This window comes from Acinetobacter sp. YH01009 (assembly GCF_013420765.1).
Taxonomy (GTDB): domain Bacteria; phylum Pseudomonadota; class Gammaproteobacteria; order Pseudomonadales; family Moraxellaceae; genus Acinetobacter; species Acinetobacter amyesii.
In genome coordinates this window covers 65,226-86,931 of record NZ_VOYE01000007.1, presented here as the reverse complement: position 1 = coordinate 86,931, position 21,706 = coordinate 65,226, and the positions used below count along the sequence as shown (strand labels likewise).

Genomic DNA, 21,706 nt, shown 5'->3' with positions numbered 1-21,706 from the left:
GTCTTAGTCCTTCTTCAAGTGTTTTTCAAGAAGCGCATAGCGTTCGTTTTCGATACGTTCAACTTCTGCAGCAGGAACATAGTAATCCACTTTCTTAGTGAAAGAAGAAACGATGAAGCTAATGATTGCAGCAATGAAAGTAACAACTACTAACCACCAAATATGCCAGATTAATGCGAAGCCCATAACTGTAATAAACATTGCAATTACGAAACCAGCCGCACGGTTTGTTGGCATGTGGATGTCTTCATAGGTAGTTGGTTTAGCGTATGCAACACCATTTTCTTTGTCAGTCCAGAAAGTATCAATACCATTGATCTTTGGAAGATAAGCAAAGTTATAGAATGGTGAAGGAGATGAAGTAGCCCACTCAAGAGTACGACCATCCCAGATATCGCCAGTAACGTCCATGTTGTCTTTGCGTTGAAGGAAACCAACAACAATTTGCATAACAAAACAGAAGATACCGATAGCAACCAATACAGAACCAAATAAAGCGATCGCTAAGTACGGATCCCATTCAGGGTTGTCATATGTATTCAAACGACGAGTCATACCCATGAAACCAAGGATATAAAGTGGCATGAATGCAAAGTAGAAACCGAAGAACCAGAACCAGAACGCTGCTTTACCCCAAGTTTCATTTAGTTTCCAACCAAACATTTTTGGCCAGTAGAAAATGATACCCGCGAACATCGCGAACACTACACCACCAATAATTACGTTATGGAAGTGAGCGATAAGGAATAAAGAGTTGTGTACTAAGAAGTCCGCTGGTGGAACTGCCATTAATACGCCTGTTAAACCACCAATACCGAAAGTCACAAGGAAGCCAAGTGTCCAAAGCATTGGAGTTGTATAGGTGATGCGGCCCTTGTACATAGTGAATAACCAAGAGAAGATTTTCACACCAGTAGGGATCGCAATGATCATGGTCATGATACCGAAGAACGCGTTAACGTTGGCACCAGCACCCATTGTAAAGAAGTGGTGAACCCATACAACTAGTGAAAGAACACCAATTGCTACAGTTGCGTACACCATAGATTTGTAGCCGAACAACGCTTTGCGTGAGAACACAGCAGTAACTTCTGAGTAAATACCAAAAGCTGGTAATACCAAGATGTAAACTTCCGGGTGACCCCAAGTCCAAATCAAGTTTACATACAACATTGGGCTACCACCCATGTCATTTGTAAAGAAATGGAAGCCGAAGTAACGGTCAAGTGAAAGCATTGCAATAGTCGCAGTCAAAACTGGGAATGTTGCAACGATAAGCACTACAGTAACTAATGCAGTCCAAGTGAAAATAGGCATGTCCATAAGTTTCATGCCAGGCGCACGCATTTTGATGATGGTAACGAAGAAGTTAACACCAGTAAGAAGCGTACCTAGACCAGAAACCTGAAGTGCCCAGATATAGTAGTCTACACCTACACCTGGAGAGTATTCGATGCCAGAAAGTGGAGGGTAAGCCATCCAACCTGTTGCAGCGAATTCACCAATTGCAAGAGAAGCCATCATTAAGCCCGCAGCGCCGGCGAATAACCAGAAGCTAAGAGAGTTTAATAATGGGAATGCTACGTCACGTGCGCCAATTTGAAGTGGTACAGCAACGTTCATTAAACCAACAACTAGACCCATTGCTACGAAGAAGATCATGATTACGCCATGGGCAGTAAAGATCTGGTCATAGTGTTCTGGGTGTAAGTAACCTTCACCGCCACCTTTTGCAAGGAACAGTTGAAGACGCATCATAATCGCATCGGCAAAACCACGCACAAGCATGACAATTGACACGAGGATATACATGATACCAATTTTTTTATGGTCTACAGATGTGAACCATTCGTTCCACAAGTAGCCCCATTTTTTAAAGTAGGTGATACCAGCAACAATTGCGATACCGCCAAGGATCATCATTGCAACAGTAACCAACACGATTGGGTCGTGTGGAATTGCATCTGGTCCTAACTTACCTAATAAGCTCATGTCTTATTCCCCTGCAACAGTCGCATGTTCAACGCCTGCATGAGCTTCAGAAGCAGCAGCTTCGTGTCCAACAGTAGCTGTATGATCAGCACCGTGGTAGTTGCTCATGTATTTGTTAATCACTGATTCGAACAATTTAGGTTCAACTGAAGAATAGTAAGTCACTGGGTGTGGCTTAGTAGGGTAAGGCTTCATTGCTTCAGCTAGAGCCTTCTCTTCAGGAGTAGTTGCTTTGGCAACTAAAACTTCGATCTGGTGTTTAGAACGGTTGCCGTCACGTAAGGTTGCAAATTCAGCTTGGTCTAAAACAGTTTTTTGAACCGCTTCAGGATTAACTGAAGAACCATTACCAGCTTTAACAGCAGAAACCCATTCAGCAAACTGAGCATCAGTCACAGCATGTGCACGGAAGCGCATTTGTGAGAAGCCATAACCTGAATAGTTAGAAGAGAAACCACGGAAGCCTTCAGCAGGACTAGTTTCATCAGCTAATAAGTTCAAGTGAGTTTGCATACCTGCCATAGCATAAATCTGACCACCTAACGCCGGAATGAAAAATGAGTTCATTGTGAAGTTAGATGTTAAACGAAGGCTTACAGGAGTTTTCTCAGGGAAGCGGATCTCGTTTACAGTCGCGATGCCTTGTTCAGGGTAGATGAAGATCCATTTAAATTGTTCAGCAATAACTTGAACAGTTAAAGGAGCTTTATCTGACTCGAGTGGACGGTAAGGGTCATACTTGTGGGAACCCCACCAAGTTAACCAAGCTAAAATAGCGATAATAATTACGGGAATACCCCAAACTACAACTTCAATTGCAGTCGAGTGTGCCCAAGTAGGTGCATAGTCTGCATCTTTATTTGACGCGCGATATTTCCAACCAAACCAAAGAGCCATAAGTGCTGATGGAATAACTACCAACAACATTAGGTAGATCGCAGTAAGCATGAGGTTTGACTGACCTTCAGCAACTGGACCTTTTGAGTTTAGAAGTACCATATCACCACCACACCCAGTTAAGAGTGCAGCGATCGCAGATAAAGACAATACAGCTAAAATTGTTTGTCTCATTTTACAACCTCGGTGAAGAGTCCCATTCCCTAAATTTAAAATTTGGGATAGCGAATAAAGTGTCGCATGATTGTGATTTTTTCAGACATGAAAAAACAGTCACAATGATGCGACACCGCTACGTTGTAGGGCATTATGCCTGATATCGGCAAACTAAGCTATACATAAAGATGCTTTAAATGACTGTATTAAAACCCTATTTTGCTAGTCGGGATTGTATTTTTTTTATCTAAATTTTATTTTAATTTCAATATAATGCACAAAAAAGGGATGAAAAAATCATCCCTGAATAAAAGTGAAAATTATTGGTTTATTACCTTGGTTTTTGCCAATTTGTCATGCAAGGTTTGACGCTTCTTGCCGAAAATGAAAACGGAATCGATGATTACGCTTAATGGCATTGATAAAAAGTTCAGGAAAATAAATAAAACACTGCGTAAAGTGAAGCCACGCATGAGGTTTGCAGGTTGACTGGTTTCGGCATCTACAATTTTAATCTTGGTGATTTTTTTACCAATGCTTTGACCTGATTTAGCAATCAAATATGCTTGAATGAAAAGCATAATGAAGAGATACGCAAACATTGCAATCCAAGCTTGGTTGGGAAACATTTCAACCATTTGTGTTTGTAGTGCTTGTAAAACATTGGGGTCAGCATTTGGGGTCATCATAGCTTGCATAAACTGTTCATTCAGATTTGCAAATTGTGTCTTTTCACTTGGACTAAAAAATGCCGTTAAGATAAAAGTTGCTGGTATCCAAAGCAGTAAATCGACGATTTTCGCCAAAACACGTTTAGGAATACTAGCTAGGCTAGTTTGCTCTTGTACCGCTTGAGGCTGTGCATAGGTATTTGATGGCGTAGTTGCAGTTTGATTTGATTCGAATGCTGTTGGTGCAGTATATCCTGCAGGCATATAAACCAACTGACCTTGAGTGAGTTCACCCAAAGCTTTCCATTCGGTCATACCTTGGTGCCAAACCAAGTCCGTGAGTAACACTTGTTGGCTCGCGAGCATTTGGTTAAGTTGTTCTAAGGTGTAGGGACCAGCTTGTTGGTTATTTCGTGCCAAGTAAATCTGCATAAAACTAAAATCTCAAAAAACGTCTGTAAAAGTATAAATAAAAAAAAAGACCCACATGTGGGTCTTTTTTTAACACAGTTTATTAAGCTTGTTGAGCTTTTTCTTCAGAAAGGAAGAACCATGTGTCTAATACTGAGTCTGGGTTAAGCGAAACAGACTCAATGCCTTGTTCCATTAACCATTTAGCTAGGTCAGGGTGATCTGAAGGACCTTGACCACAAATACCTACGTATTTGCCAGCTTTACGACAAGCATGGATTGCCATTGATAGAAGTGCTTTAACGGCTGGATCACGTTCATCAAATAGGTGAGAAACGATACCAGAGTCACGGTCTAGACCGAGTGTTAACTGAGTTAAGTCGTTAGAACCGATAGAGAAACCGTCGAAATGTTCAAGGAACTGTTCAGCCAACAATGCGTTAGTTGGAAGTTCACACATCATGATTACTTTAAGACCATTTTCACCACGTTTAAGACCGTTAAGCGCTAACAATTCAATAACTCGTTTCGCTTCAGCAACAGTACGTACGAAAGGAATCATGATTTGAATGTTAGTTAAGCCCATTTCATCACGTGCTTTTTTCAGTGCGCGGCATTCAAGTTCGAAGCAGTCACGGAAGTTGTCAGACACATAACGGCTTGCACCACGGAAGCCAAGCATTGGGTTTTCTTCTTCAGGTTCGTATAACTTACCACCGATTAAGTTTGCGTATTCGTTTGACTTAAAGTCAGACATACGAACAATCACTGGTTTGTCAGCAAACGCTGCAGCAAGAGTAGAAATACCTTCAACTAGTTTTTCAACATAGAATTCGATAGGGGATGCATAACCCGCAGTACGTGACATTACAGCAGCACGAGTTTCACGTGGTAAGCTGTCAATGTTAAGCAATGCTTTAGGGTGTACACCGATCATACGGTTGATGATGAACTCAAGACGAGCAAGACCAACACCTTCGTTAGGAATTTGAGCAAAGTCAAATGCGCGGTCAGGGTTACCTACGTTCATCATGATTTTGAACGGAAGTTTAGGCATAGATTCGATAGAGTTGCGTTGGATTTCAAAGTCCAAAGAACCTTCGTAAATAAAGCCTGTGTCACCTTCAGCGCAAGACACAGTCACTTCTTGACCGTCAGTCAATACTTCAGTTGCATTACCACAACCTACGATTGCAGGAACACCAAGTTCACGTGCAATAATCGCAGCGTGACAAGTACGACCACCACGGTTAGTGACAATCGCAGCAGCACGTTTCATTACTGGTTCCCAATCTGGGTCAGTCATGTCAGATACAAGTACGTCGCCGTCTTGAACTTTGTCCATTTCTTTGATTGAAGTCACGATACGCACGCGACCAGAACCAATACGTTGACCGATTGAACGACCTTCACAAATCACATTACCTTTTTGTTTAAGAAGGTAGCGTTCCATTGTGCCTACATTTTGACGGCTCTTCACAGTTTCAGGACGTGCTTGAACGATATAGATTTGGCCATCATCGCCATCTTTCGCCCATTCGATGTCCATTGCTGAACCGTAATGGTTTTCAATGATCAATGCTTGTTTAGCAAGTTCTTGAAGTTCGTGGTCATTTAAAGCGAATTGTTGACGATCTGCTTTTTCAACGTCTACAACAACCACTGATTTACCCGCAGCACCTTCTTCACCATAAATCATTTTTTGGTGTTTAGAACCAAGGTTACGACGTAATACAGCGTGTTTTCCTGCATTTAGAAGTGGTTTAGATACATAGAATTCGTCAGGGTTAACTGCACCTTGTACAACCATTTCACCCAAGCCATAAGATGCTGTGATGAAAACTGCGTCACGGAAACCAGATTCTGTATCAAGTGTAAACATTACACCAGCTGCACCTGTTTCAGAGCGAACCATACGTTGAACACCAGCAGATAACGCAACGACGTCATGTGCGAAGTTTTGGTGTACACGGTAAGAAATTGCGCGGTCGTTATAAAGTGAAGCAAATACTTCTTTAATCGCAATAAGGACGTTGTCGATACCACGGATGTTCAAGAAAGTTTCTTGTTGGCCAGCAAATGAAGCATCTGGTAAGTCTTCTGCTGTTGCAGATGAGCGAACGGCAACCGCGATATCAGGGTTGCCGTTTGAAAGAGCTGTGAAAGCCTCACGAATTTCTGTTTCAAGTTCAGCTGTAAGCGGAGTGTCTACAATCCATTGACGGATTTTTGCACCAGTTTCAGCAAGTGCATTTACATCGTCAACATTGAGTGCAGCAAGTTCAGCGTTAATTTTAGCGTTTAGGCCACTTTGCTCGAGGAATTCACGATATGCTTGAGCTGTAGTAGCAAAACCACCAGGAACAGATACACCAGCATTTGCTAGATGGCTGATCATTTCACCTAATGATGAGTTTTTACCACCCACGAGTTCTACGTCGTGTTTCCCTAATTTTTCTAGACCAATTACGCGCGCTTCCAAAGTTGTTACTCCACTTTTGCAGTATTAATCACTATCTTGGCATGAAATTATAACAAATTACTTAGCATTCTAAATTTACTAAGTGACAGTCATGTAAGATGGTTTACTATAAAGATTATATAGCACTAAGACAAATTTTGGAGGAGAATTTTAATGTCAGAAGGTAAACAGATTCAGCGTAGTGTTTTCTTTGTTTCGGATGGTACCGCGATTACCGCAGAAACCCTTGGACACTCACTGTTAGCCCAGTTCCCTCATGTAGATTTTGACATTCATATTATTCCATATATTACCTCTGAAGAAGCAGCTACAAATGTGGTTGCAGAGATCAATCTTAGAGCGCAGCAAGACGGTCAAAAGCCTTTGGTGTTTGATACCCTTGTAGACCCGTATGTACGTGACATTATTAATACTGCAAATGCAATAAATCTTGATGTTTTTGAAGGGCTTATTAGTAAATTGTCGGACGAGTTGGGTACAGCTCCTACGACTTTAGTCGGTCAAACCCATGCAGTTACAGATTCTGAGTCTTATAAAGCACGTATTGATGCGGTGCATTTTGCTTTAGATAACGATGATGGGGCACGTACTCGTCATTATGATAAAGCAGATTTGATTTTAATTGGAGTATCACGTTCGGGTAAAACACCAACTTCAATCTATCTCTCTTTGCAATTTGGTATTCGTGTAGCTAATTATCCTTTGACAGAAGAAGATTTGGATGACAACCGTTTACCTGCAGTTTTACGTGAGCACAAACATAAGTTGTTTGGCTTGATGATTGATGCAGAGCGCCTTGTAGCAATTCGTTCAGAGCGTAAGGCCAATAGTCGTTATGCAAGTTTTAGTCAGTGCCAAATGGAACTACGTGCGATTGAAGGTATTTATATTTCTGAAGGAATCAAATACTTAAATGTGTCTGAAATGTCGATTGAAGAAATTTCAACACGTGTTTTACAAATGACCGGACTGAAGCGTCGCATTGGTTAAGTGTAAATTGAGCCACTTTGGTGGCTCTTCTGATAATAATAAATTACCGTATAAATTATATAAAAATAGTATTAATTTCTAGTTTGTCATACTTTTAATGAATGATAAATATTTAAGATATTGATGAAAATTTTCCTCAATATTTAGACTTAAATTTTAAGCAATTTTTGCATTCATTTGTGTACCAATTCGATAAATTTCTTTGGATGAAAATTTATAAAATATCGCCAAATTGACAGCATGAATCTTTTAAAAGAATCCGTGTTTTGCTGTATTTTTATCTATGAATTAAGCCTGAATAATCCACTTGATATGAGTTGTGTAAATACAAGATTTAGCTGATTTAGTTTAATATTTAATCAACTTTTCAAAAAATACTGATTTAACTGCTAAAAAAATAGGCAAAAAATAGAATAAAAAATAATCAAACAGTTGCTTTTGGATACTAAATATAAAGAAATGGCACCATTTATTTAATTGATGTGGGTGAAAAATATTCAAATTGATAACATTCAGGCTTTAAAAGCTGATATGAAGTAATATTAAAATTGGATTTTTAGCTGTTATTTTCCTATTGAATATAGATTAGAACATAAGTAAATGTTGGCTGAACATGAGCATCGGTATAAATTTTCTAACTTATAGTTAGGGATTAAAAGAGTTGTGTAAGACAAAATTAAGCGACTGAAAATTTATTAGTTTGAAATAAAATTTTCATGAAGAATTGATCATAACTATTCAAAATTGCACGTCTATAAACTCGCTGTAGCTGCTGGTGCAGGTCGGAAGCATGATTTAAGTCTGAGAGCTGAAAAAGCATGTAGCACGATTAAAGCTATTTTCATTTATGGATTTTTAAGAATCCTTAGCCTTATCGAATGAAAGTATCGAATATAGTAGGGGAGCTACCAAAAGCCGTCAGAGATGGCTTTTGGTGTTGTGAGTTTTGATCAATCGGATAAATTATAGTAAATATTATGTGAAAATCATTTCATTGTAATTACTTTTCTTTAGGCTGGTTAGATTCGCTGCGCACAATGACATCACACTCAAACGTATGCTCATCTAAAGCCGTAATTGAATTATTCTGAATATTCGCAATTGGCCAAGTATTTAAGATGCAGTTGGGCTGCTGTAATGCAGCATAATAATGATCCGATTTTAGGAAGGTTTTGTTCTGAATTGCGGTATTTGGACTGAGTAAATGTCTTAACCAATGGTTCGGCACTTGATCTTCTAAAAACCGAATCGCCAAAATACTCTTAATACGATTGCTAAATAAACGTCGATTTTTTGCAATCAGTGGATGTTGGATTAATTTATTCAGTAGACGTTCGGTGCGTGGTAAGACAAATTGCGGTTTGATTTGATAGACCATGATGTTATCTGCAACCTGACATAGATGAGGTAGTTCAGAGACCACATGCTGATCTATCCCAATAATTGCAATTTTTTGATTCTTAAAATCATAATCTTTGATCTGTTCTGAACTGATGATCGTTCCACGAAAGTGTTCAAAATCCTCTAGATGATTATTAAAAATATGGTGGGTTGCATCCTGCTTGTTGGCCATATTTATTCCTTGTCTTTTGTTTTTTTAGTTGAGTCTTAGATAGGAATATATTCTGTGATGGGCCAGTCGGGGTAAAGCGTTTTTTCAGTCTGATGAGTCATGCAATTTGTCTAGAATTGATTTGCTTGGCCCTTGTCATTTATACATTTCTAGGAGTGAACTGATTTTTTTATGCGTTGTAGTTCATTAACCGCTCAAGCAGATCGATAAAACAATGAGCGACCTGCATGAACAGCTTTTGAGATCTATAAATTTTGTGAGTTTTAAAGTGGTTCATCATCTGATGAGTTATAGTCAAGCTGACTCGTGGTTGAATGTTTAAGTTCGGGTTGGTCGGTATGTGTACGTAAATAGTCCATATCACGAATATTTTTTTGTACAGCAACTGCACCAAACAGACTCATTAGGAAAGCCATCATGTAAAAACCTTTTTCACTTAATGCCAGTTCAGCATTCCATAGACCAATGGCAAGAAGTACGAGGCAAATAATGACGGATGCCCAGCACAGTCCAAAGTAGATTGCAGTGACATGCATTCCTTCTAAACGGTCACGAATGATTTTTTGTAGTGAAACCGATGAAAATAATCCATAAAGCAATAAAATGAGATAAAAGCCTTTTTCATTCAACATCATATTTGCATTGAATAAACCTATGCAAAACACCACAGCGCCTAAGATCAGTGCACACCAACTTGCTGCGATAAATGCGGGTGTGGGTTTATTAATATATTGGCTCATCTGCTTATTTTTCTCTTTGTTTTGCTTATGTTTAATATTTATACAGCAATAAAAATGAGTAAAGCAATTATTTCGTTGAGGCAATGATGGTTTTTAAGTACAGGTTTAGTCGTTGTTAGCCGAAACCATATTATCTGTTGACTGCTATCCGTCTAAAGAGCCACAAAAAATGTAGTCACAATTCTACCTTTAGACGGATTAAACGCTTGGATTAGATCATTAAGTTTAGAGTCTTAAGCGAGATCATTTTTGATTTGCATTAAACGTTCGAAGTTTTCAATGCGCTTATCGGTATCGTAAATGTCACAGGTGAAAATAAATTCATCAACGTCATATTTGGTGAGTAGGTTTTCTAAACCTGCTCGAACGGTTGCATTTGAACCGACTTGTCCCATAGCGTAGAAATTATCTACGGACATCTTTTCTGCAGCAGACCATAGGCCTTGCATACTGTCGACCGGAGCTTTAAGTTTTAAACTTTGACCACGCATTAAACCTAAAACTCGCTGATAAGCACTTGTTGCCAGATATTCTGCTTCTTCATCTGTTTCAGCAACAACCGTTGGTACGCCCATAGAGACATAAGGTTGATCTAAATATTCGGATGCTTGGAAATTTTCACGATAGAGCTGAATTGCTTGTCCAAGCATGCGTGGCGCGAAATGTGAAGCAAATGAATAGGGTAGACCTAAACGTGCAGCGAGTTGTGCACTGAACAGGCTTGAACCTAAAAGCCATACAGGAACATGTGTATTTTGTCCCGGTGTAGCAATGATGCGCTGCTGTGGCTCAGGTGCTTTAAAGTATTGCAATATCTCAAGGACATCTTGTGGAAATTGATCTTCGGTTTCCTGACGGCCACGGCGTAAAGCGCGCATGGTGGTTTGGTCGGTACCTGGTGCCCGACCTAAGCCGAGTTCAATGCGGCCGTGATATAGCGTTTCAAGCGTGCCAAATTGTTCAGCGACAACCAACGGCGCATGGTTAGGCAACATAATCCCGCCTGAACCGAGCTTGATAGATTGTGTATTTGCTAAGAGATAACCGAGTAAAACCGCAGTTGCAGAACTTGCGATGCCGTCCATATTGTGGTGTTCGGCTAACCATAGACGCTCATAGCCAAGTTGTTCTGCTTTCTGTGCTAACTGGAGTGCATGTTTGAGTGAAAATTCGATGGTTTTATCATCTCGAACAGGTGCGAGTTCAAGTATTGAAAATTTTGTATCGGCTAGAGTACGCATGTTTTCTCTCAGAGATCTTTATATCGAAATAATACGATATAAAACGCCTAATGTATATCGAATAAATTCGATATATTGGTTGGGCTGTGTAAAAAGTCAACTTTTGGTATATCTAAACTTTTTTTTATAAACAAAAAAAGCACCCGAAGGTGCTGATTTTTTTCATTGAAATATCTCGATTAACGTTTACCGTTTTTGTACCAACCTAAGTGACGACCATTGTCTCCACGGTAGCCTCGGTCGTTGTAGCTGTAATTATTGGTACGATAGCCACGGTTGTTATAACGACGGTCATAGCGATCATCATAACGACCATTGTAGCGGTCATCATAGCGACGGTCTTCAGACACTTTTTTACCTAGTGCAGAACCACCGGCTGAACCAAGTGCAGCACCGATATAACCACCGTTTGTGCCGCCCATGTTTTTACCTACGGTATAACCACCTGCGCCACCAAGTGCGCCACCAATGATGGCACCATTACGGTCACGTTTGTTCGCCGATGCTGCTGCACCTGCACCGCCACCAATTGCTGAACCAATCATTGCGCCAGTTTGACCGCCAACTTGGTTACCGATTGCTGCACCAACAACACCACCTAAAGCAGATGTTAATGCAGTATTGGTACTATTACCTGCATGTGTTGCAGTCATAGTAAGCGCTGAAGCGGCAATTGCTGCACTGAATAAAATTTTATTAATTTTCATTTTTAAACTCCTTACGAAGCATGATGTTTATCTGTTGATATCAATATATGAAAACACATAGCGAATATTTGGAGCGTGATGTGAAATAAAATACGTGTTCCGTTGCTGCAATGTAAATTTTGCACTTTATTTCTACATGATTGATGAAATGGTAAATCTACATATTTATCAGGTGTAATGAATAAAGCTGTATTTATCAATGAGGAAAGGTGATATATAAAAAAAGCACCCGAAGGTGCTCTTTTCACGATCCAATAAGGACTCACTAATTTTGAATTAGTGACGACGACGGTAACGTTTTTTGTATTTACGTTCTTGGTGTTTGTCGTAAGCTTTATCTTTAGAGATTTTATTACCTAGAGCAGCACCACCAGCAGCACCTAGTGCAGAGCCGATGTAACCACCGTTTGTACCGCCCATGCTTTTACCAACGGTATAACCTGTACCACCACCTAAAGCACCACCGATTGCAGATTCTGTACGGTTACGTTTATTACTTGCTACCGCAGCACCACCAGCACCACCAAGAGCAGCACCAATTGTAGCGCCGGTATTACCGCCCATGTTTTTACCAATTGCAGTACCTGCAACACTACCTAATGCACTAGCTGCAGCAACGCGTGTTGTACTATCTGCATTTGCAGACACAGTGAACATAGAAGCAGTTGCTAGAGTGGCTGTCATTAAAAGAGTATTCAGTTTCATAGTTCACTCCATGTCCTTCATAAACGCGAGGACTTTTTCATAATCATTTCGATGGCAGTAAATGTAACAAAACTATTCGCTATAAATATGGAGAGCTTTCACTTTATTTAGTGATTTGAGTGTCTAGTTTGTATAAGTTTTATTAATATTGTGAAAAAAACGGTCGAATGCTGAAAATCTGTACGACTTTGTGGAGAAAGGTAGGAGTGATGAAGTTCACATTTTGATATTTAGGCTCATAGATAGGCCAAAAAACAATAAATATGTCATTTCAGACCCATTATCGGTACACTAGCGCCATTATTTTGAATTTTGGCATATCCGTGAAAGTTTAGCGGTAGAGCCTGTGTATTGAGATTTTTTGAAAAATGAAAGAATCGTTACGTTTACGATTAGATCAGCTCTCTGACCGTCACGAAGAATTAAATGCATTACTCGCAGATGTAGAAGTCATTTCAGACAATAAACGTTTCCGTCAGTTGTCTCGTGAGCATAGTGATTTATCTGAAATCACTGAAGTTTGGAAAAAATACCGTCAAGCAGAAGAAGATATTGAAACTGCTGAAGTGATGATGACGGATCCAGATTTCAAAGAAATGGCCGTTGAAGAAATTAAAGAAAATAAAGCTTTGATTGGTCAGCTTGAAGCAGACTTAAACATTCTGATGATTCCAAAAGATCCGAATGATGCGAACTCTGCCTATTTAGAAATCCGTGCCGGAACGGGTGGTGACGAAGCTGCCATTTTCTCTGGTGACTTGTATCGCATGTACAGTAAATATGCTGAATCACAAGGTTGGCGTATTGAAGTGCTGTCTGAAAATGACGGCGAACACGGCGGTTATAAAGAAGTGATTTGCCTCATCAATGGTGAAGGCGTATATGGTCGCTTAAAATTTGAAAGTGGTGCGCATCGTGTACAGCGTGTTCCTGCAACTGAGTCACAAGGTCGTGTTCATACTTCGGCATGTACTGTTGCGATTTTGCCGGAAATTGATGTAGACACCAGTGTTGAAATTAATCCTTCAGAATTACGTATCGATACCTATCGTGCATCTGGTGCGGGTGGTCAGCACATTAACAAAACTGACTCCGCGGTGCGTATTACCCATATACCAACGGGTACAGTTGTAGAATGTCAGGATGAACGTTCACAACATAAAAACAAAGCCAAAGCGATGGCGCTGTTGGTTTCTCGTTTAGAAAATGCTAAACGCGCAGCGGCAGATGCCGCGACGTCTGAAATGCGTCGTGACTTGGTGGGTTCTGGTGACCGTTCTGAGCGTATTCGTACCTATAACTATCCACAAGGTCGTATGACTGATCATCGTATTAACCTAACACTGTATAAGTTAGATGCTGTGATGGAAGGTGATTTGACTGAATTGCTAGATAGTTTGCATCGTGAATATCAAGCCGATCAGTTGGCGTTATTAGCACAGCAGAATGGTGGCTAATGAATATTGCACAGGCTTTGGCCTATCGTGGTGAACCTGAAAGTTATGAACGTCAGGAAAATGCGTGGTTGTTAGAGCATATCATCAAGATTGATTCGTTTGATTTAATCATGAAAAAGGATCAAGATTTAACAGCTGAGCAAGAACAACAATATGTCGCATCACTTGCACGTATTGCAGCAGGTGAGCCTTTGGCTTATGTCACAGGTTCTCAGCCATTTTGGACGCTAGACTTAAAAGTGACTAAAGACACTTTGGTGCCACGTCCTGATACGGAAGTACTCGTTGAAACTGTACTGCGTTTAGAACTTCCTGAAGATGCTCGTGTGGTGGATTTAGGAACAGGAACTGGCGCTGTAGCTTTGTCATTAGCCAGTGAACGTCCAGATTGGTCAATTGTAGCTTCGGATATTTACGAACCTACCTTGGAAGTTGCTGAGTTTAATGCCAAAAAGCATGATCTTGAACATGTGCAGTTTGTCTTAGGTTCTTGGTTGAAACCCTTTGGTCGTGCTTTCTTTGATGTAATTGTGTCAAATCCGCCGTATATCGATGCTGATGATGTACACATGAAAGATTTGGCGACAGAGCCTGAACGTGCTTTGGTTGCGGACAATCATGGGCTTGCAGATATTGAGCAAATCATTCTTCAAGCTAAAAAACATTTAACCGTGAATGGTTGGGTGGTGCTCGAACATGGCTATGACCAAGGTGAATCGGTCAGACATTTGTTCTTGCAGGCTGGATATCGAAATGTTCGGACTATAAAAGATTATGGCGGTAATGACCGTGTCAGCTTAGGTCAGTGGCAACATTGATTTAGTGTTAGATAAATAGTCAAAAATAAAGCGCATTGAATGCGCTTTATTTTTATATTCGATCAATGCTTACATTGGGTAGTCTTGTAAGCTATCGAAAACTTCAACTTGTTCTAAAGCTGCTGTTTCTACTGCAAGACAGTAAGCAATAATTTTTGCAGTTGCATTCACTAAATTTTCATCTTTTAGATTTGCACCTGCTTGAATTGCTTCAATGTCATCTGCTTGGATATCCAGTGCATGAGCAACTTCAACTGCATTTTCAGTGCTAAAAAATTGTGAGATCAAATTTTGCAAATCAATATCTGCGACAGTTTTAAGCTGTTCATGAAACAGTTCATCAATTGCGTCAATCTGAGTGAAAAGAGAATCTGAAAAGTTTTGAACAAGTTGTTGTTCAAGAACATCAATCATCTTAAGCATAGGAAAGCCTTTCAAGGAGATGCAGGAGAATTGGAAAATAAATAAGCAAAGTGCTTTAAATTGAGTGAAAAATAACCTAATTAGACTAAAGTAGCAATCGTTCAAGGATGAATGGTCAGTCTATTTATTGAATATTTTTAAGTTATTGATTTTCTATTAATTAGATGAATATTCAATTTATAAATAGCGAATATCAAATTTTAGGCCTTGAATTCAGGCGCATTATTTTGTCGATACGCACCGGGACTGACGCCTGTCCATTTTTTAAATGCCCGATGAAAAGCACTCGGATCATGAAAATTTAGTTCTTCACTGATATCTTGCAAACTTTTATCGGTATGGGTTAAAAAATCGATGGCAGTATCACGTCGGATATCATTTTTGAGTTGTTGATAACTCACACCTTCACTTTTAAGACGGCGATGCATTGTGGCTTCCGACATATTCATTTTGACTGCCAACTCATAAAACTCTAACCATTCGGCAGGAGAAACGTCTAACAGTTGTTTACGAATTTGGCTGCTGAGTGCATACGGGTTTTTAAAGCGTACCAAGAGGTTTTCAGGTGTTTGTTGTAGGAATTGATACCACGAACGTGTATCTTGTTTGATTGGCAGGGTTAGGTAACTGGCATCTAGCTGAATATAGTTTTGACTGGCTTGGTAATGAATATTTTCACAGAAGCGAACTTTATAGTCGTGATCATCAAGCGGTGCATCACATTTAAATTGGATTTGGTTTAATAAAATCCGTTGTCCACTTAGCCAGCACAGTAGCGTGTGGATGAGCATCAAATATGTTGCATAGCTGAACATGCGTTTAGGCGCTTGTTGGTCATAGATCACGATATAAGCAAAGTGATCTTCAATGGTTAAATCACTATGCAAGTCATCTAAAACCAGATTTAAAAATTGTAGGATTTGCTTAAGTGCATCCCCCAAGGTGCTGTTATGCATGACCATTTTCGAAAGTAGTTTAAAACTACCACGTCGCATGGCATGCCGATCCATGCCAAAAAATTCATCATCCATCACATCTGCAAGATGAGTCCATAAAGCCGCATATTGAGAAACAGAAACTCTGGTTTTACTCGATAGCAGTAACTCAGAGGGAATACCCGCCTTTTGTAAAATAGCAGAAATATCAAATTGCTTTTTTTGCGCATCGTATAATGCTTCATGCACCAAGTCGATTGAAATCGTCCCTTTGCTGTATTCGAGTCCATGCTTCGGCATATGTGCGGATAGGTCCTTGTTCAGAATTGTCCAAATACATCAGAAAAGATGCAACATTTGGAAATTGTACTGAATAAATTCTCTGTTTACTCTGCATCTTAAGTCGAATTTAAAACAAGACATCGTAAATAGGGAATTGATATGGACATTAAAGGAAAAGTTTTTGTTGTGACTGGTGGTGCATCAGGACTAGGCGCTGCGACAGCAACACATCTGATTGGCCTGGGTGCAAAAGTGATTATTGTGGATATGAATCATGAGCATGGCGAAGCGATGCAACGTCAACTGGGTGATCATGCCAAATTTGTTCAATTGGATGTCACTGATGAACAAGCGGTCGGCGCTTTCTTTGCACAAGTTGAAGCGGAATTTGGTCAACTTAATGGCTTAGTGAACTGTGCAGGTATCGCACCTTCTGCAAAAGTTTTAGGTCGTGACGGATTACATGATTTGGCGATGTTCCAAAAAGTATTAAATATTAATGTTTCAGGCACATTCAATATGCTGCGCTATGCGGCACAACTGATTGCTAAATATGAATTAAAAGCAGGTGAAGAAGAGCGTGGCGTGATAGTGAATACTGCGTCGGTTGCGGCTTTCGATGGTCAAATTGGTCAGTCGGCTTATGCAGCATCAAAAGGGGCAGTGGTTGCAATGACATTACCTCTTGCACGTGAGCTTGCACGTGAATCAATCCGTGTGATGACCATTGCTCCGGGCATTATGGAAACGCCGATGCTCAAAGGCTTAGCACAAAATGTACAAGATGCTTTGGGGCAAATGGTGCCTTTCCCTCCACGTTTAGCAAAACCACAAGAGTTTGCAAAATTAGTGACGCATATTTTTGAAAATGCTTATCTCAATGGTGAAGTGATACGTCTTGATGGCGCGATCCGTATGCAGCCTAAATAGTTATTTATTAAAACTGCTTATTCAGGCTTCTACGACGGAGTCTTATCGAGAATAACTTCGTTGACAGTAGCTCATCTCGTTACTTTTGTTTCGGCAAAAGTAACCAAAAACATTGTCATTTGTAAAACTCGTCATCAAGTATTTATTGATTTATAGGTCGCAGAAACATTTGAGATTAATGGCGTCCTGCCTCAGACAGTTGCAAATGGCGTCGTCGTGTATCCAACTTTGCTTTATACAGCCAAAGAATTTTTAATTCCGCAGTTATCCAAAAATTAAAGCTATACGCGCTATAAAAGATTTAGAAAAGGAAGTCCCATGATTTTAAATGATGAACAAAAAATGGTTCAGGACATGATGCGAAGCTATTCGCAAGAAAAACTGAAACCAACGGCTGCTGAGCGTGACAAAACGGCAGCATTTCCTGCACAAGAGCTAAAAAAACTTGGTGAGCTAGGTGCTTTAGGCATGACGGTTTCGGATGAATGGGGTGGTGCAGGTTTAGACTATGTGTCTTTGGTTGTTGCCTTAGAAGAAATTGCTGCAGGTGATGGTGCGATTTCCACAATTGTCAGCGTTCAAAACTCATTGCCATGTGGCATTACACAGCGTTATGGTACAGAAGCACAAAAAGAAAAATACTTAAAAAAATTAGCCACTGGCGAATGGTTAGGTTGTTTTTGCCTAACAGAACCACAAGTGGGTTCAGATGCGAGTGCGTTGGAATGTAAAGCGGAGCGTGATGGTGATGAGTGGGTGTTAAATGGCACCAAGCAATTTATTACCACAGGAAAGCATGCCCAAGTAGCCTTGGTTTTTGCGGTAACGGATAAGTCTGCAGGTAAAAAAGGGATTTCGTGCTTTTTAGTACCAACGGATGTGCCGGGTTATATCGTATCGCGATTAGAAGACAAAATGGGTCAGCATTGTTCCGATACAGCAACTATTGTTTTAGATGACTGTCGTATTCCTGCAGACAGTCTTTTAGGCCAAGAGGGTGAAGGCTATAAAATTGCCTTATCGAACTTAGAGTCAGGTCGAATTGGTATTGCAGCACAGTCTGTGGGTATGGCCCGTGCGGCATTAGATGCAGCCGTTGAATATGCCAATGAACGCAAGGCATTTGGGGTGGAGATTGTACAGCATCAGGCCGTGGCATTTCGCCTAGCAGATATGGCCACCCAAATTGAGGCGGCTCGACAATTAATTTTCCATGCAGCGACGTTAAAAGATGCCGGTTTTCCATGCTTAAAAGAAGCCTCAATGGCGAAACTTTTTGCATCGACGATGGCTGAACGGGTGTGTTCAGATGCCATTCAAATCCATGGGGGCTATGGTTATGTATCTGATTTTCCAGTAGAACGAATTTATCGTGATGTGCGTGTCAGTCAAATCTATGAAGGTGCATCGGACATTCAACGTCTGGTGATAGCACGTGAAGTAACCAAAGGATAGGTGATTAAAAAATAGACTTTGGTCGATGTTCAAACCCTGCAATGGCGTTGATGGTTATGGAAATTGCAGGGGACATCCAAACATGGTTATCTAGGTATACACAGTCTAAGAATAGATTGTTTAACAAAGTATAAGTTTCAAAACGAAAAAACCGACATTGCAATCGGTGTATGGAATAGCAGTAAAGGCGGATGTGGCAAAGGAATCGTCACTAGTACGCAGCGGTACAACAACAAGATGAATAAACCTCAAAGTCTTGCACTTTGAATCATAGAGAACAGGATAGGAATTGTCGTCATGAAGACACTAGAACAAGCATATCGTGATTTTAATTTTGAAAAGATGGTTACAGAACAATTGGTCGGTACGCCAAGTTCAATCAATGCTTATGATGAATGTTGTGGGCGCTATGTTGGGCAAAATCGAACTGCGCTGATCTGGGAAGGTAAAAATGGTGAATCTGAGCAATGGACTTTTGAGCAATTAGATTTAGCTTCTGCACAATTGGCAAATTATTATCAGCGCATTGGATTGAAAGCAGGTGATTGCATTGCAGGTCTTTTACCTCGCACAGCAGAGTTGTTGATCACCGTATTGGCAACATGGCGTATAGGGGCAATTTATCAACCGTTGTTTACTGCATTTGAGTCCAAAGCGATTGAACATCGAGTGCAAACTGTGGGAACAAAGCTGATTGTAACCAACACTGAGCAACGATCAAAACTCAATCATATTGATTTACCACATATTTTAACCGTACATGCCGATCAAGCAATTCAGACAGATCCTGACTTTTGGTCAGAGCTGCAACTGCATGACACCACATTTAACTCAGTACCGCGTTCATTTGATGATGAATTTTTAATGATGTTTACCTCAGGAACGACCGGTTTAGCCAAGTCTGTACCTGTGCCGCACAAAGCGTTGTTGGCATTTAAAGGGTATATGACACATGCGGTTGATTTGCGTGATGAAGATTCATTTTGGAATTTGGCAGATCCGGGCTGGGCTTATGGTTTGTACTATGGAATTGCAGGGCCTTTAAGTTTAGGGCACAGCATTATTATGGATGAACGGGCTTTTAGTGTTGATCATGCACTTCAAGTCATCAAAAAATATAAAGTCAGCAATTTGACCGGTTCACCAACGGCTTTTCGTATGTTCTTTGGGTTTAAAGAAAAATTTGATGAATCCATAAAATCACATTTACGGGTTGTGAGTAGCGCAGGAGAGCCACTAACTCCCGAAGTGATTCAATGGTTTAATCACGACTTAAACGTCAATATTTATGACCAATATGGACAAACGGAACTCGGTATGGTGATTGCAAATCATCATGCTTTAGAACACTACAAAAAAGTGGGTTCAGCCGGTTTTGCGATACCGGGACATCGTTTCGCGGTGCTCAATAAAGACCATCAAGAAATTGAACGTGGTGGCATTGGAACATTGGCATTAGACTGGTCACAATCACCACTCATGTGGTTCACGGGCTATGGTGGCAATAACCGTAAAGCCTTTGTTGGGAACTATTATTTAACCGGTGATACAGTTCGTTTAAATGAAGAAGGTGGCATTGATTTTGTTGGTCGTGCTGACGATGTCATTACAACGTCAGGCTATCGTGTAGGGCCTTTCGATGTGGAAAGTACGTTATTGGAATGTGAAGAGGTTTTAGAGTCGGCAGTTGTCGGTAAGCCTGATCCTGAGCGTACAGAATTGGTCAAAGCTTTTGTGGTGTTAAAGCCACAATATGAAGCTAGTTCTGAACTCATGGATAAGCTACAAGCCTATGTAAGATCACGTTTATCCAAGCATGCTTATCCAAAAGAAATTGAATTTGTTGATGGGTTGCCTAAAACATCGAGTGGAAAAATCCAACGTAATCTGTTGAAGCAACAAGAAGTGGCCAAAGCGCAATTAATTCAAAAGGTAAGTTGAATCAATTTATATACGCAAAAAAGGCTGCTTGATGCAGCCTTTTTTAAATTGATGTTTGAGCTGGTGAAACCATTCATTCCAGATCATATATGCACTTGACTAACTATGGGACAATCCAAATTAACCTAAAATTAAAGCATTAATTCAAATCAATAAAATCTTTTATTTTAAGTTCAGGGTATTATGTTCAGTATCAAGTTCTTGAGTTTTACCCGTTAAATTGCCCTTCAAAACTTTGAATAAATGGGTGACTTTATTGTCTTTGACATTCCAGAATTCTGCACTAATAGGATTAGCTATCAAAACGCGAACAGTAGGATCAGTCTTGCCATCGAACCAGTTTTCAGCCCAAGGATTCCATAATTTATCGATTAGGGCCGCATCTGTACTGATTTCTCCATGAGCACTAACTGATACATAAATATCGTCTGAAGGTTTAGCGAATGCTAATCCAAGATGATTACGACCTGCATTGACTGCCTCTACAAGGTCATTGTTTTCTTTCATAAGAAAATAGATATTTTCATGCTCATTCATCTTATCAGAATTAAGCATGGTCATAGGTTGAGAATGAATTTCTTGCTTGTCAGTGACATGGCTAATCATGGTGAAACGCACGTCTTTAATGAGTTTCCATAATTTTTGTCGCTGATCTTGTTCAATGTATTCTTGTGACATTTTATTCTCCACTTTTAAGTAATCACTTTGGGGATAAAGGGGTAAATATGACTGAGCACAAAGTATTTGAATAATGTGTGTTAGCTCATAAGTTTATCGAACATATTATGTCAGCAATTTAATTCTCACTGAATTCATACATATACCTACGGATTAAATCTCTTTGCATACGTAAACGCTTAAAATGTCTTGAATTAAGTTTTATTTTTTGAGGCTAAGGTA

The 21,706-nt window shown here is 40.0% G+C and carries 18 protein-coding genes; 6 read left to right on the top strand and 12 right to left on the bottom strand.

Annotation, left to right across the window (positions count from 1 at the left end):
• Nucleotides 1-3: 3 nt before the first annotated feature.
• The 4 genes from cyoB to ppsA form a co-directional block, all read right to left on the bottom strand.
• On the bottom strand, nt 4-1,992 hold the full coding sequence (gene cyoB / locus FTT76_RS08980) for a cytochrome o ubiquinol oxidase subunit I (protein WP_180026420.1): 1,989 nt from the start codon (nt 1,990-1,992) through the stop codon (nt 4-6).
• Between the two features lie 3 nt (nt 1,993-1,995).
• On the bottom strand, nt 1,996-3,063 hold the full coding sequence (gene cyoA, locus FTT76_RS08975) for a ubiquinol oxidase subunit II (RefSeq protein WP_078193967.1): 1,068 nt from the start codon (nt 3,061-3,063) through the stop codon (nt 1,996-1,998).
• A 302-nt stretch (nt 3,064-3,365) separates the two neighbouring features.
• Nucleotides 3,366-4,148 carry an RDD family protein gene (locus FTT76_RS08970; RefSeq protein WP_180190405.1) on the bottom strand — a complete coding sequence of 261 codons (783 nt, stop codon included), beginning with the start codon at nt 4,146-4,148 and terminating at the stop codon, nt 3,366-3,368.
• A gap of 82 nt (nt 4,149-4,230) precedes the next feature.
• Complete coding sequence (ppsA, locus tag FTT76_RS08965; RefSeq protein WP_180005234.1) at nt 4,231-6,609, bottom strand: phosphoenolpyruvate synthase; 2,379 nt, start codon at nt 6,607-6,609, stop codon at nt 4,231-4,233.
• 153 nt (nt 6,610-6,762) lie between these two features.
• Here ppsA and FTT76_RS08960 point away from each other — a divergent pair, with 153 nt between their 5' ends.
• Nucleotides 6,763-7,599 (top strand): pyruvate, water dikinase regulatory protein, encoded by an 837-nt coding sequence (locus tag FTT76_RS08960; protein ID WP_078193964.1) that lies wholly within the window; start codon nt 6,763-6,765, stop codon nt 7,597-7,599.
• A 1,000-nt stretch (nt 7,600-8,599) separates the two neighbouring features.
• On the opposite strand, the gene FTT76_RS08955 is transcribed toward FTT76_RS08960, so the two are convergent.
• From FTT76_RS08955 to FTT76_RS08935, 5 genes are all read right to left on the bottom strand, one after another.
• Nucleotides 8,600-9,172, bottom strand: coding sequence for a flavoprotein (locus tag FTT76_RS08955; RefSeq protein WP_180007912.1), 573 nt, complete (start codon nt 9,170-9,172; stop codon nt 8,600-8,602).
• A 263-nt stretch (nt 9,173-9,435) separates the two neighbouring features.
• Nucleotides 9,436-9,912, bottom strand: coding sequence for an inner membrane protein YiaA (gene yiaA, locus FTT76_RS08950; protein ID WP_180007913.1), 477 nt, complete (start codon nt 9,910-9,912; stop codon nt 9,436-9,438).
• A 233-nt stretch (nt 9,913-10,145) separates the two neighbouring features.
• Entirely contained in the window at nt 10,146-11,153 is a 1,008-nt protein-coding gene (locus FTT76_RS08945) for an LLM class flavin-dependent oxidoreductase (protein ID WP_180007914.1), read from the bottom strand.
• Between the two features lie 179 nt (nt 11,154-11,332).
• Nucleotides 11,333-11,860: a hypothetical protein gene (locus FTT76_RS08940; protein WP_168377731.1), complete on the bottom strand. Its 528-nt coding sequence runs from the start codon at nt 11,858-11,860 to the stop codon at nt 11,333-11,335.
• Nucleotides 11,861-12,136: 276 nt separating this feature from the next.
• Nucleotides 12,137-12,565 carry a glycine zipper domain-containing protein gene (locus FTT76_RS08935; RefSeq protein WP_078193959.1) on the bottom strand — a complete coding sequence of 143 codons (429 nt, stop codon included), beginning with the start codon at nt 12,563-12,565 and terminating at the stop codon, nt 12,137-12,139.
• Nucleotides 12,566-12,933: 368 nt separating this feature from the next.
• On the opposite strand from FTT76_RS08935, the gene prfA reads away from it, so the two are divergent.
• Together prfA and prmC are read left to right on the top strand one after the other, a co-directional pair.
• Complete coding sequence (prfA, locus tag FTT76_RS08930; protein WP_078188570.1) at nt 12,934-14,022, top strand: peptide chain release factor 1; 1,089 nt, start codon at nt 12,934-12,936, stop codon at nt 14,020-14,022.
• The gene (gene prmC / locus FTT76_RS08925) at nt 14,022-14,840 is read left to right on the top strand and encodes a peptide chain release factor N(5)-glutamine methyltransferase (RefSeq protein WP_180007915.1); all 819 of its coding nucleotides are present in this window, start codon (nt 14,022-14,024) and stop codon (nt 14,838-14,840) included. Before prfA ends, prmC begins: the two co-directional genes overlap by 1 nt.
• Before the next feature lie 69 nt (nt 14,841-14,909).
• On the opposite strand, the gene FTT76_RS08920 is transcribed toward prmC, so the two are convergent.
• Complete coding sequence (locus FTT76_RS08920) at nt 14,910-15,263, bottom strand: hypothetical protein (protein WP_078188566.1); 354 nt, start codon at nt 15,261-15,263, stop codon at nt 14,910-14,912.
• A gap of 200 nt (nt 15,264-15,463) precedes the next feature.
• A complete protein-coding gene (locus FTT76_RS08915) occupies nt 15,464-16,498 on the bottom strand; it encodes an AraC family transcriptional regulator (RefSeq protein WP_180007916.1) in 1,035 nt (344 codons plus the stop codon).
• 141 nt (nt 16,499-16,639) lie between these two features.
• On the opposite strand from FTT76_RS08915, the gene FTT76_RS08910 reads away from it, so the two are divergent.
• From FTT76_RS08910 to FTT76_RS08900, 3 genes are all read left to right on the top strand, one after another.
• Complete coding sequence (locus FTT76_RS08910) at nt 16,640-17,410, top strand: 3-hydroxyacyl-CoA dehydrogenase (RefSeq protein ID WP_078188564.1); 771 nt, start codon at nt 16,640-16,642, stop codon at nt 17,408-17,410.
• A 318-nt stretch (nt 17,411-17,728) separates the two neighbouring features.
• Nucleotides 17,729-18,865, top strand: coding sequence for an acyl-CoA dehydrogenase family protein (locus FTT76_RS08905; RefSeq protein WP_180007917.1), 1,137 nt, complete (start codon nt 17,729-17,731; stop codon nt 18,863-18,865).
• A 297-nt stretch (nt 18,866-19,162) separates the two neighbouring features.
• Nucleotides 19,163-20,806: an AMP-binding protein gene (locus tag FTT76_RS08900; protein WP_180007918.1), complete on the top strand. Its 1,644-nt coding sequence runs from the start codon at nt 19,163-19,165 to the stop codon at nt 20,804-20,806.
• A gap of 162 nt (nt 20,807-20,968) precedes the next feature.
• On the opposite strand, the gene FTT76_RS08895 is transcribed toward FTT76_RS08900, so the two are convergent.
• A complete protein-coding gene (locus tag FTT76_RS08895) occupies nt 20,969-21,484 on the bottom strand; it encodes a pyridoxamine 5'-phosphate oxidase family protein (protein ID WP_180007919.1) in 516 nt (171 codons plus the stop codon).
• Between the last annotated feature and the right edge of the window lie 222 nt (nt 21,485-21,706).